We start from the raw sequence: 15010 nt of genomic DNA, 5'->3' as shown, positions 1-15010 counted from the left end.
AACCTGAAACCTGAAACCTAAAACCTGAAATTAGAGATCGTATTGCTTAATTTTTCTATATAGTGTACGTTCACTAATACCCAATTCTTCGGCAGCACTTTTTCTTTTTCCGCTGTGCCTTTCCAGAGACTTTTTAATAAGCTCTAATTCTTTATCTTGTAAAGAAAGGGTTTCTTCCTCTTCAATTTCTTCGGCAAAGTAATATTTATCTTCTTTTTCATTAGAAGAATTTTGAGGTATCTGTAAAACTTTAAGTTCTTCCTCGTTTAAATCATCTATATCTTGCTCATCGTCACTGTCGCCGTATATTTTTTCTATCAAGCCTTCATGCTCTTCTTTTACATCCTGAAGATTTCCGCTTTCCATCAATTTCATGGTGAGTTTCTTAAGGTCGTTAAGATCACTTTTCATATCAAAAAGCACCTTGTATAAGATCTCTCGCTCGTTACTAAAATCGCTTTCTTTCTTTTTTTCTGAAATAACAGCAGGTAAATTACTTCCAATATTTGGAAGATAACTTTTAATCTTGGCGCCGGAAATATTTCTTTCTTGTTCTAATACCGAAATTTGCTCGGCCACATTTCTTAACTGACGAATATTTCCACCCCATTGATATTTCTGAATAAGCTCTACAGCATCATCTTCTAATCTAATTGTAGGCATCTTGTATTTAATGGCGAAATCTGCGGCAAATTTCCTGAAAAGCAAATGAATGTCGCCTTGACGATCCCTTAAAGGTGGAAGATTAATTTCTACAGTACTCAGTCTATAATATAGATCTTCTCTAAACTTTTCTTTTTTTATAGCATCAAACATATTAAGGTTTGTAGCTGCTACTATTCTAACATTTGTTTTTTGAACTTTTGAAGATCCCACTTTAATGAATTCTCCATTTTCTAAAACTCGAAGTAATCTTACCTGAGTGGTTAATGGCAGTTCTCCAACTTCATCTAAAAAAATAGTTCCCCCATCGGCTACTTCAAAATACCCGTTACGGGTTGAGGTAGCACCGGTAAAAGCACCTTTTTCATGACCAAATAATTCACTGTCTATAGTGCCCTCTGGAATTGCTCCACAGTTCACCGCGATATATTTCCCGTGTTTTCTGTGAGATAACGAATGGATTATTTTGGGGATACTTTCTTTCCCAACGCCACTCTCTCCTGTAACCAACACTGAAATATCTGTAGGTGCAACCTGGATTGCTTTTTCAACTGCACGATTTAACAAGTGATCGTTCCCTACGATCTCAAATCGTTGTTTTATTGCTTGAACTGATTCCATATATTTCTTAGCTATTGCTTTTTGACTAATGTCAGATTACAATTTTTTATTTTCAAATTTATTCGTTGAACTATTAATTATTGATGCTGTATCCTACAGGTTTTCCAATTAAAGTTCCACTGGTGCAGTCGGTAATCTCTACATTAACAAAATTCCCGATCTTATAATTTTCTTTATCAAATACGGCAACGGTGTTGTAAGTAGTTCTACCACTCCATTGCTGGTCAGATTTTTTTGACTCTCTTTCTATTAAAACTTCTACAGTTTTTCCAACATATCCTTGTGTTCTAAGAAGTGAATGCGATCGCTGAAGTTTTACAATTTCAGCAAGTCTTCGTTGTTTAACATCTTCTGGTACATCATCTTCAAATTTCTTGGCACCTAAAGTTCCGGGTCTTTCAGAATAGGAATACATGTATCCAAAATCGTATTTTACATATTCCATTAAAGATAAGGTGTCTTGATGATCCTCTTCGGTCTCACCACAAAACCCTGCGATCATATCTTGAGAAATAACACAATCTGGAATCCTCTTTCGTATGTCATCTATAAGAGTGAAATATTCTTCTCTTGTATGAAGCCTGTTCATTCTCTTTAACACTGAATTACTTCCGCTTTGCACCGGCAAGTGAATATGCTTGCAGATGTTTGGATATTTCACCATCATATCTACAACATCCATCGTCATATCTTGAGGATTAGAAGTAGAAAAACGAATTCTCATTTTTGGATGCGCTTCAGCAACGATCTTAAGTAATGATGAAAAATTGGTTGCGGTTGCTTTTTCAATTTCAGAAGCATTTTTAAAATCTTTTTTAAGTCCGCCGCCATACCATAAGTAACTATCCACGTTCTGCCCTAAAAGTGTAATTTCCTTAAAGCCTTTGCTTGCCAGATCGTTTACTTCTTCTAAAATACTCTGAGGATCTCTACTTCGCTCACGACCTCTTGTAAAAGGTACCACACAAAAAGTACACATATTATCGCATCCTCTGGTAATGGAAACCAAGGCTGAAACTCCGTTGCTTTGCAAACGAACAGGAGAGATATCTCCATAAGTTTCATCTTTAGAAAGAATAACATTTACGGCATTTCGCCCTTCTTCTACTTCGCTTATAAGATTTGGTAGATCTTTATAAGCATCGGGACCTACTACAAGATCTACAATCTTTTCTTCTTCTAAAAACTTGCTTTTCAGGCGTTCTGCCATACAGCCTAAAACCCCAACTTTCATTTTAGGGTTAATTCTTTTTACAGCATTATATTTTTGTAGCCTCTTTCTAACGGTTTGTTCTGCTTTATCTCTAATAGAACAGGTGTTTACTAAAACTAGATCTGCATCCTCAAGATTTTGAGTGGTATTAAAGCCTTCTTTTTGCAGGATGGACGCTACAATTTCACTATCGCTAAAATTCATTGCACAACCATAACTCTCAATAAATAATTTCCTTTTATTCTCGGCTTTTGGCTCTAAAATAAGGCTGTTTCCCTGTAATTTTTCGTCTATGATCTTCTCCATATGTCAATCGTACCTTATTGGTAATTTAGCTTGCAAAGATAGGTTTTACTAAGATTATGACAAAGTGACAGCAGTAAAAATTCTAGAGATTAATTCCCTTTGTTTGGTGGAATTTTCAGGATTTTGATAGCATATTTAAAAATTGCTCTACTTTTGCAGCTAGAAAAAAGACAAACATGGCAAAGAATTTAGTGATTGTAGAGTCTCCGGCCAAAGCCAAAACCATTGAAAAATTTTTAGGGAAGGATTTCACTGTAATGTCCAGTTTTGGGCATATTGCAGATTTACCTACCAAAGAATTAGGAGTGGACACGGAAGGGGATTTTAAACCTAAATATATAGTATCTAAGGATAAGAAAGATGTAGTAAGTAAACTAAGGAAGCAAGCAAAAAATGCTGAAATGGTTTGGTTAGCGAGTGATGAGGATCGAGAAGGAGAAGCGATCGCATGGCATTTAGCAGAGGAGCTTAAACTAGATAAAGATAAAACTAAAAGAATTGTTTTTCATGAGATCACGAAAACTGCGATTCTAAAGGCAATCGAGAACCCTCGTGATATTAATTACGATCTAGTAAATGCTCAGCAAGCAAGAAGAGTATTAGATAGGTTAGTAGGATACGAACTTTCTCCTGTTTTGTGGAGAAAAGTAAAAGGTGGTCTTTCGGCGGGAAGAGTACAATCTGTATCTGTACGTCTTATAGTAGAAAGAGAACGTGAGATTCAAGATTTTACTGCGGAAGCTTCTTATAGAGTAGATGCAGAATTTACTACAGAAGAAGGAAAGAGCTTTAAAGCGAAGTTGCCCCGTAATTTTGACACAAAGGAAGAAGCAGAAAAGTTCTTATTAGAGAATCAGCAAGCGAATTTTAAAGTAGCAGATCTTTCGACCAAACCGGCAAAGAAATCTCCGGCACCACCATTTACAACATCAACGCTTCAGCAAGAAGCATCTAGAAAGTTATATTTTTCAGTAAGTAAAACCATGACCATGGCACAACGTTTATACGAAGCCGGTCATATTACTTATATGAGAACAGATAGTGTGAATTTATCTGATGATGCACGAAAAGGAGCGAAAAATGAAATTCTGAAAGCTTACGGAGAGAAATTTGCTAAGACCAGACAATTCAAAGGAAAATCGAAAGGTGCACAAGAAGCTCACGAAGCGATTAGGCCAACCCTTTTTGAAAATCATACAGTAAATGCAGATCGCGATCAAGAGCGTTTATATGAATTGATTTGGAAAAGAGCGATTGCTTCTCAAATGAGTGATGCTCAATTGGAGCGTACCAATGTTAAGATTGAAGCAGATAAGCATGACAAGCAGTTCACTGCAAATGGAGAAGTCTTGAAATTTGAAGGTTTCCTTAAAGTGTATCTAGAAGGAAGTGATGATGAAGATGAAGAGCAAGAAGGAATGCTTCCTGCTTTACGAGTAAATGAGAAATTAGACAATAATTATATCACCGCTACAGAGCGATTTACCAGACCGCCTTATAGATATACCGAAGCTTCTTTGGTTAAGAAATTAGAGGAATTGGGGATTGGTAGACCGTCTACGTATGCGCCAACGATTTCTACCATTCAGAACCGTAATTATGTTGAAAAAGGATCTGTAGATGGTGTTGAGCGAAAATATGCGCAGTTAGTACTTAAGAACGATAAGTTTACTGAGAAAGAATTAACTGAAAATATTGGAAGTGATAAAGGGAAGTTGGTTCCAACAGCAGTAGGCCAAGTGGTAAATGACTTTTTAGTGATGCATTTCGCTAATATCTTGGATTATAATTTTACAGCAAAAGTAGAGCAGAGTTTCGATGATATTGCTGAAGGGAATGAAGAATGGACTAAAATGTTGAAAGACTTTTATTCAGACTTTCATCCTCAGGTTTTGGATGTTGCCGCAAACGCAGACAGAGAAGTAGGAGAGCGTATTCTAGGAGAAGATCCAGAATCTGGAAAACCGGTAAGTGTGCGTTTAGGGAAATTTGGACCGATGGTGCAAATTGGATCTGTGGAAGATGAAGAAAAGCCGAGGTTTGCAGGATTAACTCCAAATCAAACTTTGGATTCTATCACTTATGAAGAAGCGATGGATCTTTTTAAACTTCCAAAGGAAATTGGAGAATGGGAAGGAGAGCCTGTTGAGGTTAATAATGGAAGATTTGGACCTTATGTAAAATATGCCGGAAAATTTGTTTCCTTAGATAAGGGCGAAGATCCTATGAGTGTAGATATGGAACGCGCTTTAGAGCTTATTGAAGCTAAAGAGAAAGCTGATGCTCCTATTTATTTTTACAACGAGCTTCCTGTTCAAAAAGGAGTGGGACGATTTGGACCTTTCTTAAAGTGGAATAATATATTCATCAATGTAAATAAGAAATACGATTTCGATAATTTAACCGATGCTAATATAGAGGAGCTTATAAAAGATAAGATTCAGAAGGAAATAGATAAAGTCCTACATAACTGGGAGGACGAAGGAATTCGTGTGGAGAAGGCACGATGGGGACGCTCAAATATTATCAAGGGAAAAACCAAGATTGAATTACCAAAAACTGTAGATGCAACCAAATTAACTTTGGCGGAGGTACAAGAGATAATTGAAAAGAATACTAAGAAGAAGCCTGCAAAAAAGAAAGCTGCTGCCAAGAAAAAGGCTCCGGCAAAAAAAACTGCCGCTAAAAAGAAATCAGCTCCAAAAAAGAAGTAATCGATGGATTTTGAATTTTTAAGACCTGTAGATCAGCAATTATTTGAGGAAATTGTTTCGACAGAAGCTCATAATCTTGGAAGTCAACTGCTAGTTCATACCCAAGTTTCAGGAATTCCTGATCTTGAAAACGTTCAAATAGCAATAGTTTCAGTTAACGAAAATAGATTAGCAGATGGGTATGAAGATGAGTTTCTTAATTTTAATAAAGTAAGAAGGTCTTTTTACAGTCTTTTCCCAGGGAATTGGGATTTAAATATTGCAGATTTGGGATCTATTGATAAAGGTGAAACAGTTGAAGACACTTATTTTGCAGTTCAATCTTTAGTAAAGCAGTTGCTAAAGAAAAAAATCATTCCGGTGATTTTGGGAGGAAGTCAGGATTTAATTTATGCACAATACAGAGCTTACGATTTTGTAGAACAAATGGTGAATCTTGTGAATATCGATTCGAGATTTGATCTGGGAGATGCTGAGAAACCAATCAGTAATAAGTCCTATATAGGGAAAATCGTAGTAAATAAACCTTACAATTTATTTAACTATTCTAATGTAGGCTATCAAACCTATTATAACTCCCAGGAGGAAATTGGATTGATGGAGCGTTTATTTTTTGATGCTTTTAGATTAGGCGAGGTGTCAAATAACATAAAGATTGTCGAACCTGTAATGAGAGATGCTAATCTAGTTGGGATAGATCTTAATGCAGTAAATGCTTCTTCTATAAATAGTGCGCCAAACAATTCTCCAAATGGATTTGATGGGAAGGAGATTTGCACCTTGGCACGTTATGCGGGGATAAGCGATAAAGTATCATCCTTTGGAATTTACGAGTATACTTCTAGTTATTCTGAAACTGGAAATATGTTAATTGCTCAGATGATTTGGTATTTTATAGAAGGTGTTAATTATAGGTCTAACGAAAATACAGTCTCGGCTAAAAAGGAATTTACCAAATATCAGGTACCAATAGAGGATGAAGTTTTGGTGTTTTTTAAAAGTCCAAGAACAGGAAGATGGTGGATAGAAATACCTTTTATTTCAAATTCTAATACTAAATTGAAAAGGCACACGTTATTACCTTGCAGCCACGAAGATTATTTAGAGGCTTGTAACCAAGTTATTCCGGAAAGGTGGTATAAAACCAAAAGGAAGAACGAAGTTTAAATTTATGTAAGCATATTCATATATTACTGTATTTTTGCTAAAAGTATTGTTTTTTAAAATTTATTTGGATAGGTTTACTACCTAAATCAAATATGTCATAACCAGAGAGATATTATGAAGAAATTATTTTCGCTTATTGCTGTTATTACAATGCTTGCGAGCTGTAACAGTGGTGATCGTGGGCAACTTGTAGGTGCGCAAGGGAAGAAATGGAATCCAGAGAAGCCCTTTGGAATGACGTTGATCCCGGGTGGTGCATTCATTATGGGAAAGGCAGATGATGATATCGCCGACGCGAAAAATGCGCCAACCAAGACGGTTACGGTGCGTTCATTTTATATGGATGAAACGGAAATTACCAATGCGGAGTATAGACAATTTACCAATTGGGTACGTGATTCTATAGTTAGAATGAATCTTGCTATTGAAGCGGATTTTGAAGGAGCTACTGCTGGTGAGGATGGAATTGGCGAGTTCGCCTTTTTAGATTCTAACGAAGAGGACATGACTGTCTATGAGAAATACATGTACGATAACTACACGCAATTTTCCGAAGATTATCAAGGAAGAAAGCTAAATAAAGATATCGATATCATCTGGGATACTAGAGATTATCCGGATGAAACTTATGCTCGTGTAATGGACTCTATGTATATTCCTTTGGAAGAATCCTATAACGGCCAAAGAACAATTGACGTTAAAAAGTTAAAATTTAAATACCGTTGGATGGATATCCAGAAAGCGGCTAGAGCGAAAACTCAAAAAAGAAGTGATTTTATAGTTACTGAAGAAGTTCTTGTGTATCCAGATACAACTGTTTGGATCAAAGATTTCAATTACTCTTATAACGAGCCAATGCACAATGACTATTATTGGCATACAGCATTCGATGATTATCCTGTGGTAGGGGTTAGCTGGAAACAGGCTAAAGCTTTTACGCAATGGAGAACATTATACCATAATTCTTTCAGAAAATCAAAAGGGGATCATGATGTTCCGTTTTATAGATTGCCTACTGAAGCAGAATGGGAATATGCTGCAAGAGGTGGATTACAGTCTGCAACTTATCCTTGGGGTGGGCCGTATGCTAAGAACGACAGAGGTTGTTTTATGGCAAACTTCAAACCTTTAAGAGGAGATTACGCAGCAGATCAAGCCTTGTATACTGTTGAAGCAAAATCTTACGAACCAAACGATTATAATTTATATAATATGGCAGGTAACGTAGCAGAATGGGTTAATTCTTCTTACGATCCTGCGGCATACGAATATATGTCTTCTATGAACCCGACTGTAAATGACGAAAATGACTTGCGTAAAGTTGTAAGAGGAGGTTCTTGGAAAGATGTTGCTTACTTTTTACAGGTAAGTACGAGAGATTATGAATACTCGGACACGGCAAGAAGCTATATTGGTTTTAGAACAGTTCAAGATTATCTTGGAACAGATGTTACTTTAAACCAATCCCCTAAAAATTAAATTAGTATAACAACCCCAATTAATAATAACCAACAAGAATAATTATTTAATATCATGGCAAACTCTAGAACCACAAAGAAGATAACTAACATGGTGTACGGTTTAGGTGCATCAGTTGTAATTTTAGGAGCTTTATTTAAAATTATGCACTGGCCTTTTGGTAATGCATTCTTAATTGCAGGATTAATTACAGAAGCATTAGTATTTGCTTATTCTGCTTTTGAGCCTGTAGATGATGATCTTGATTGGGCGTTAGTGTATCCAGAATTAAATGGAGGTCCTGCTTCTGCAAAGCACAATGCTTTAATTGAAGAAGAAAAAGAAACGGAAGCCTCTCTATCTAAGAAATTAGATGTAATGTTGAAGGAAGCTAAGATAGATGCAAATTTAATGGAGAGTTTAGGGACTAGTATTCGTAATTTCGAAGGTGCTGCCAAAGGAATTGCGCCAACAGTAGATTCTATGGTTTCTCAGAGAAAATATTCTGAAGAATTAAGTGTAGCTGCTGCTCAAATGGAAACATTGAATAATTTATATAAAGTACAGGTAGAATCTTCAGCTAGACAAGCGGAGATTAATGAAGAAGTTGCACAGAATGCAGGAAAGTTGAAAGACCAAATGAGTTCTTTAGCTGCTAATTTATCTAACTTAAACGGAGTTTACGGTGGAATGTTAACCGCTATGAATGTGAATGGAAGAGGTAATTAATTAGTTGTAATGACTATAGTATTTATTAAAAAACTAAACTAATTATACATGGCGTCTGGAAAACAATCACCAAGACAGAAGATGATAAACCTAATGTATCTGGTTTTCATTGCAATGTTGGCTTTAAATATGTCCAAAGAGGTGCTTACCGCTTTTGGATTAATGAATGAAAAATTAACCGAATCTAATTCAACTACCACTCAGCGAAATAATGCATTTTTAGCAGGTTTAGGTGAGAAGGTAAACGAGCAACCTGCAAAGTATGCTCCTTTAAAAGAAAAAGCAGATAAAATTCACGAATTATCTGAAAACTATAATGCCTATTTAGAAAATATAAAAACTGAACTTCTTGCTGATGTCGATGATAAACAACAGTATGAAGAAATGGATAAGTCCAACAAATTGGATGAAATGTTTTTCCAAAGTGGGGTAATTAGCCCAAAAGGAAAAGAGTTTTTAGACCAAATGGAGACTTATAAGAATGGTGTAATTTCTACTATTGGTAATGAAAAAGGTTTCGAAAAGATTGTTCAAGATATTAGAACTGAATTTTCAACTGCATCGGTAAAAGTAGATGGAGCTAATGTAGATTGGTTAAAATATCGGTATGAAGGCTTTCCAATGGTAGCGTCGGTAACATTACTTACTCAAACTCAAGCAGATGTAAAAACTACCGAAAGTGAAATTCTTTCAGCAATGTTGTCAGGACAATTGCAAAGTGAAGTTTCATTAACTAATTATGAAGCTATTGTAGTACCATCTAAAACAGCTTTTTTTAGTGGAGAAAATTTTAAAGGAAAAGTAGTTTTAGGAAGAGTGGATAACACTCTTAAATTCGACGATGTTATTGTTAATGGCAAGAAAGTTGAAAGTTCTCAAGCAGGTCAGGTAGTTTTAGACTTCCCGGCCGGTAATGTTGGAGAGCAAGAGATAAAAGGAGAAATTCAGTTTAAGGAAGGGGATTCGGTAGTTAAAATTCCAATTACTAGTTCTTATGCTGTAATACCAAAACCAAATTCTGCTGTAATTTCTGCAGATAAAATGAATGTAGTATATCGTGGGGTTCAAAACCCAATGACTATCTCTATTCCTGGTGTTGGTAGTGTAACTGCAAATGCTCCTGGTCTTAGACCAGCTGGAGGTGCAGGAAAATACACGATGGATGTTACAACATTACAAGCTAGAGAAGTTACCATTAGTGTAAGCGGTAAATTACCTGGTGGAGAAACAGTTTCAGATAGAAAGAGTTTTAGAGTAAAAGATATTCCTAGACCTGTTGGAACCATTCGTGGGGAAGATGGCGTTGTGAAAATGCAACGTAACAGTTTAGAGATTTCCGAAGTTGGTGCAATTTTACCGGATTTCGATTTTGAGTTAGGTTTAAGAGTAACAGGATTTAGTTTTAAAGTATCAGGACAGCCTACCATTAAAGTGAATGGAGGAAGATTGGATGCTTCTTCTAAAGCGGCATTAAGACGTGCAGGAAGAGGAGAAACAGTGCAGATATTCGATATTGAAGCGCAATTAGCTACCAATAGCGGATACAAACTTAAGAAAGTATCTCCCGTATTTGTGGAGTTAACAAACTAATAAATTCATTATAATGAAGTGGAATCAGATTTTGATTGGTGTACTTGGATTGCTCATTACCGGATCGGTAATGGGGCAGGCGAATATGCTAAATGCGACCTCTCCAGATCAAATTGGAAAGTTATCTGAGGCGGAGATGGCAGTAAAGAAGGAAAGCAAACCCTTGCCTTATGGGTTCGTGGATGACAGAGATGTGCTTTGGTCTAAGAACACTTGGGAAATCATCGATTTAGATGAGCGTGTTAATTTTCCATTGTATTATCCTATAGACACCAATAATATTGGTTCTAGTAGAAGATCTCTTTATGATGTTCTTATGAATGGGATTAAGTCTGGAAAGATCAAAAACATCTATGCCGATTCTTATTTCAATGAAAAAAGAACTTTGAGCGACATTAGTGCCGCGATCTCTAAAATTGATACTACAGACCTTGGGGTGGAGCAGTACAATGCAGGAGAAGAAATAGATCAGCAATTTATTGATAGAAGAGACATTACTTCCGCAGATATTGCAGAGTATCATATTCGTGGAATGTGGTATTTCGATAAGCGTATGGCAGAATTGAAATATAGAATATTAGGAATTGCTCCTGTAGCTCCGGATGTTAATTTCATAGATGATGAAGTTCCGGATCTAGTTGAATTATTCTGGGTGTGGTTTCCGGATGCACGAGAAGTACTCTACGAGAATAATGCCTTTAACGGAAGCAACACAGCACAATCTATAACGTTCGATCATTTGCTTAATTCCCGTAGATTTAACGCGGTAATTTATAAGGAAGATAACGTACAAGGAGATCGTGAGGTAGACGAGTATATTGCTGAAAATGCATTTATGCAACTCTTAGAGTCTGAAAGGATAAAAGAACGCATTCGAAATTTTGAACAAGATATGTGGAACTACTAAGATTTCATGATTTCATATAATAAAAACGCCCCGGAAACTCCAGGGCGTTTTTAGTTTTAGAAAATGGATTATGGCTTCAAGGGTTTGTCGTAATTCCAAATCAGTTTTAATATCTTCTTTGTTGTGAACATGTTCCAATATAGTATTTTTGTAAGCTATGTTAGACTATATTATTGTTGGTTCCGGTTTAAGCGGAATTGCTGTTGCTGAAAATTTACTTTCTAAGGGTAAAAAGATCTTGGTGTTCGATGATAATTCCCAAGCTTCTTCTACAGTTGCGGGAGGAATCTATAATCCTGTGATTCTAAAAAGATTTACGCTGGCTTGGAATGCGAACGAACAATTAGATACTGCACTTAGCTTTTATTCCAGCTTGGAGAGAAAGTTAGAAACAATATTGATTAATTCGTTGCCAATTTATAGAAAGTTTCACTCGATTGAAGAGCAGAACGATTGGTTTTCGGCCATGGATAAACCTTTCTTGAATAGGTTTTTAGATGAAAAATTAGTCCCTGCCATAAATACATATATTCCAGCTTCATATTCTTTTGGGCATGTTAAAGAAACAGGTGTTGTAAATACAGAACTTTTACTTCGGAAATACCGAAAGTATTTGACTGAAATAAATTCCTTTCAGCAAGAAACATTTGATTTTGAGCAGTTGGAAGTGCATGAAGATTACTGTTGTTATAAAAACTGGAATGCTAAAAGAATCATTTTTTGTGATGGTTTCGGGCTAAAAAACAATCCATATTTTAATTACCTGCCTTTAAATGGCAATAAAGGAGAATATCTAATCATTAAAGCTATAGAGCTAAAGTTAGAAGTAGCTGTAAAATCCTCGGTATTTATTATTCCTTTAGGAAAAGATCTTTATAAGGTTGGTGCCACCTATAATAACTGGGATAAGACTAAAAAACCTACTCAAGAAGGAAAAGAGTATTTATTAGAAAAGTTAAAAAGTTTTTTAAAATGCGATTTTGAAGTGGTTGATCAAATTGCCGGAATTCGCCCTGCTACTAATGATAGAAAACCACTGGTAGGGAAGCATCCAAAATATGATAATTTGTATTGTTGTAATGGCTTCGGAAGCCGTGGAGTGCTAATAGGGCCTACGGTAGCTTCTGAATTGGTTGAGTATATGGAGAATTCAGTATTGCTTTCAGAAGAAATTGATATCAGCAGATATGCGAAATTATATCAGGCTGCTTCATTATAACTTAAAAACATATTGATCCAAATATTTCTGGAAAGCCGAAGCAACAAAGGCATTAAAACAACTAAAGTTCCTGTAATTGCTAAGAAGGTAGTCATTAATCCTCCATCAAGAAAAACATAGGAAATTATAAATGCCGCCACAGAAACGGCAACTCCCAAGGCATAACTCACATACATAGCTCCAAAGAAAAACGAAGGTTCCATTTTATATTTTGTTCCGCAATTGGAACATTTTTCGTGCATTTTAAAAATATTATGCAGCTTATATGGGTTAGAATCCTTGTACATACTTTCCTCTTGGCATACAGGGCAAGTCCCTGTGATTATACTATATGATTTTGAGCCTTTTAAGAATTGCATATCAATTTTTTTAGTAATGTAAAAATAGGCATCTTTGCAAAAAATTAGAGTAAAATAATGCTTAACATTCATAATTTATCTATTTCATTTGGAGGCGAGAGTTTGTTTGATGAAATTACCTTTAGACTTGGAGCGGGAGATCGCGTAGGACTTATTGGTAAGAACGGTGCGGGAAAGTCTACAATGCTTAAAATCCTTTCTGGGGAACAGGAAGCAGATACAGGGCAAATAGCTAAAGACAAGGAGCTTAAAATTGGCTTTTTAAAGCAGGATATAGATTTTATTCAAGGTCGAACAGTGATCGAAGAAGCGCAACAAGCCTTTGTAGAGATCAAAAAGATGGAGAAGAAGATCGACTTTATCAACGAGCAATTAGCTACCAGAACAGATTATGAAAGTGATGCATACACGCAGATAATTCAAGATCTAAGTGAAATTACACACCAATATGAAATTATTGGAGGTTATAACTATCAGGGTGAAACCGAAAAAGTACTTATCGGGCTTGGTTTCGAGCGAGATAAATTCGATAAACTTACCGATACTTTTTCCGGAGGTTGGAGAATGCGTATAGAACTTGCTAAGTTATTACTTCAGAGCAATGATATTTTGCTTTTGGATGAGCCTACCAACCATTTGGATATAGAATCTATTATCTGGTTAGAATCCTTTTTAAATAATTATCCTGGTTGTGTGATCATTGTATCTCACGATAAGATGTTTCTGGATAATGTTACAAACAGAACCATTGAAATTTCCTTAGGAAAGATCTACGATTATAAAAAACCATATTCTCAATACTTGGTTTTACGTCAAGAATTAAGAGAGCAGCAATTAGCTTCTCAAAAGAATCAGGCTAAACAAATTGAGCAAACCGAAAAATTGATCGAGAAATTCCGTGCGAAAGCTTCCAAAGCTTCAATGGCGCAATCCTTAATCAAGAAATTGGACAAGGTGGATAGAATAGAGGTAGATGAGGATGATAATGCCGTGATGAATTTACGTTTTCCTATCTCTTTACAACCTGGAAAAATAGTAGTGGAGACCGAGGGAATTGGGAAGGCATATGGGAAGTCCCAAATTCTTGAAGATATTGATCTATTGATAGAACGAGGCAGTAAAATAGCATTCGTTGGTCAAAACGGACAAGGTAAAACAACGCTTGCTAAGGTGATCGTGGGAGAAATTGAACATACAGGAAAGCTGAAATTAGGTCATAATGTACAGTTGGGGTATTTCGCACAGAATCAGGCAGACGAACTGGATGGTGAAAAGACAGTGCTGGATACTATGATAGATGCCGCTACAGAGTCTACCAGAAGTAAAGTGAGGGATATGTTAGGTTCGTTCCTATTTAGAGGAGACGAGGTAAGCAAGAAAGTAAAAGTGCTTTCCGGAGGCGAAAGGAATAGACTAGCGCTTTGTAAGTTATTGCTTCAGCCATTTAATGTGCTTATCATGGATGAGCCTACCAACCACCTAGATATTAAATCTAAAAATGTTCTTAAAGAAGCGCTGAAAAGTTTTGAGGGCACACTTATTATTGTTTCTCACGATAGAGATTTCCTTCAGAATTTAACACATTCGGTGTATGAGTTTAAGGATAAGAAGATCAGAGAATATTTAGGAGACATCGATTTTTATCTGGATCAGCGTAATGCTGAAAATATGCGTGCGATAGAAAAGAAAGACAAGGTTCAGAAAGAAGTTTCTAATAATTCTAACTCGAAGCAATCTTATAACGATCAGAAAAAATTTAAATCTCTTCAGAATAAATTAAGCAATACCGAAGCGAAAATCAATAAGTTGGAAAAGGAGATAAAATCTAAAGATCTCGAAATGGCTACAGATTATAATAAGGCTATTGCAAAATCCAATTTCCTGGAGAATTATAAGAAAAATAAAAAAGAATTAGCATCTCTAATGAAGTCTTGGGAACAGCTTCAAGAAGAGTTGGAACTAATATCTTAAGTTTTCGAAGGTAATTTCTTGTCGAACTTTTGGTGATTCATATTTGATTATTTTAGTGATTTTGGCTTCCTTAGCCCAGTCGAATGATTAAAA

11 protein-coding genes are annotated in these 15010 nt (G+C 35.9%); 8 read left to right on the top strand and 3 right to left on the bottom strand.

What is annotated here, in order from left to right; genetic code table 11:
- Positions 1–30 precede the first annotated feature (30 nt).
- Positions 31–1284 (bottom strand): sigma 54-interacting transcriptional regulator, encoded by a 1254-nt coding sequence (locus ON07_RS09170; RefSeq protein WP_010230378.1) that lies wholly within the window; start codon positions 1282–1284, stop codon positions 31–33.
- Positions 1285–1357: 73 nt separating this feature from the next.
- A complete protein-coding gene (miaB, locus tag ON07_RS09165; protein ID WP_010230375.1) occupies positions 1358–2803 on the bottom strand; it encodes a tRNA (N6-isopentenyl adenosine(37)-C2)-methylthiotransferase MiaB in 1446 nt (481 codons plus the stop codon).
- Positions 2804–2979: 176 nt separating this feature from the next.
- On the opposite strand from miaB, the gene topA reads away from it, so the two are divergent.
- The 7 genes from topA (at position 2980) to ON07_RS09130 (ending at position 12587) form a co-directional block, all read left to right on the top strand.
- Positions 2980–5517 (top strand): type I DNA topoisomerase, encoded by a 2538-nt coding sequence (topA, locus tag ON07_RS09160; RefSeq protein ID WP_010230372.1) that lies wholly within the window; start codon positions 2980–2982, stop codon positions 5515–5517.
- A gap of 3 nt (positions 5518–5520) precedes the next feature.
- Positions 5521–6684, top strand: a complete 1164-nt coding sequence (locus ON07_RS09155) for a formimidoylglutamase (RefSeq protein ID WP_010230370.1) — start codon at positions 5521–5523, stop codon at positions 6682–6684.
- 114 nt (positions 6685–6798) lie between these two features.
- Complete coding sequence (gene porK / locus ON07_RS09150; RefSeq protein ID WP_010230368.1) at positions 6799–8163, top strand: T9SS ring complex lipoprotein PorK/GldK; 1365 nt, start codon at positions 6799–6801, stop codon at positions 8161–8163.
- A 54-nt stretch (positions 8164–8217) separates the two neighbouring features.
- Positions 8218–8871: a type IX secretion system motor protein PorL/GldL gene (gene porL, locus ON07_RS09145; protein ID WP_010230367.1), complete on the top strand. Its 654-nt coding sequence runs from the start codon at positions 8218–8220 to the stop codon at positions 8869–8871.
- Between the two features lie 48 nt (positions 8872–8919).
- Positions 8920–10461, top strand: coding sequence for a type IX secretion system motor protein PorM/GldM (gene porM / locus ON07_RS09140; protein WP_010230366.1), 1542 nt, complete (start codon positions 8920–8922; stop codon positions 10459–10461).
- A gap of 13 nt (positions 10462–10474) precedes the next feature.
- Positions 10475–11368 (top strand): type IX secretion system ring subunit PorN/GldN, encoded by an 894-nt coding sequence (gene porN, locus ON07_RS09135; RefSeq protein ID WP_010230364.1) that lies wholly within the window; start codon positions 10475–10477, stop codon positions 11366–11368.
- A gap of 157 nt (positions 11369–11525) precedes the next feature.
- The gene (locus ON07_RS09130) at positions 11526–12587 is read left to right on the top strand and encodes an NAD(P)/FAD-dependent oxidoreductase (RefSeq protein WP_010230362.1); all 1062 of its coding nucleotides are present in this window, start codon (positions 11526–11528) and stop codon (positions 12585–12587) included.
- Here the strand turns inward: ON07_RS09130 and ON07_RS09125 are convergent.
- The gene (locus ON07_RS09125; protein ID WP_029331748.1) at positions 12569–12946 is read right to left on the bottom strand and encodes a DUF983 domain-containing protein; all 378 of its coding nucleotides are present in this window, start codon (positions 12944–12946) and stop codon (positions 12569–12571) included. The two genes, ON07_RS09130 and ON07_RS09125, sit on opposite strands and share 19 nt — an antisense overlap.
- Before the next feature lie 57 nt (positions 12947–13003).
- On the opposite strand from ON07_RS09125, the gene ON07_RS09120 reads away from it, so the two are divergent.
- Positions 13004–14917, top strand: coding sequence for an ABC-F family ATP-binding cassette domain-containing protein (locus ON07_RS09120; protein WP_010230358.1), 1914 nt, complete (start codon positions 13004–13006; stop codon positions 14915–14917).
- The last annotated feature ends 93 nt before the right edge of the window (positions 14918–15010 follow it).

Source organism: Gillisia marina (assembly GCF_000258765.1).
Taxonomy (GTDB): domain Bacteria; phylum Bacteroidota; class Bacteroidia; order Flavobacteriales; family Flavobacteriaceae; genus Gillisia; species Gillisia marina.
Note: the sequence above shows the minus strand (reverse complement) of the source record. Positions and strands in the feature narration are given on the sequence as shown.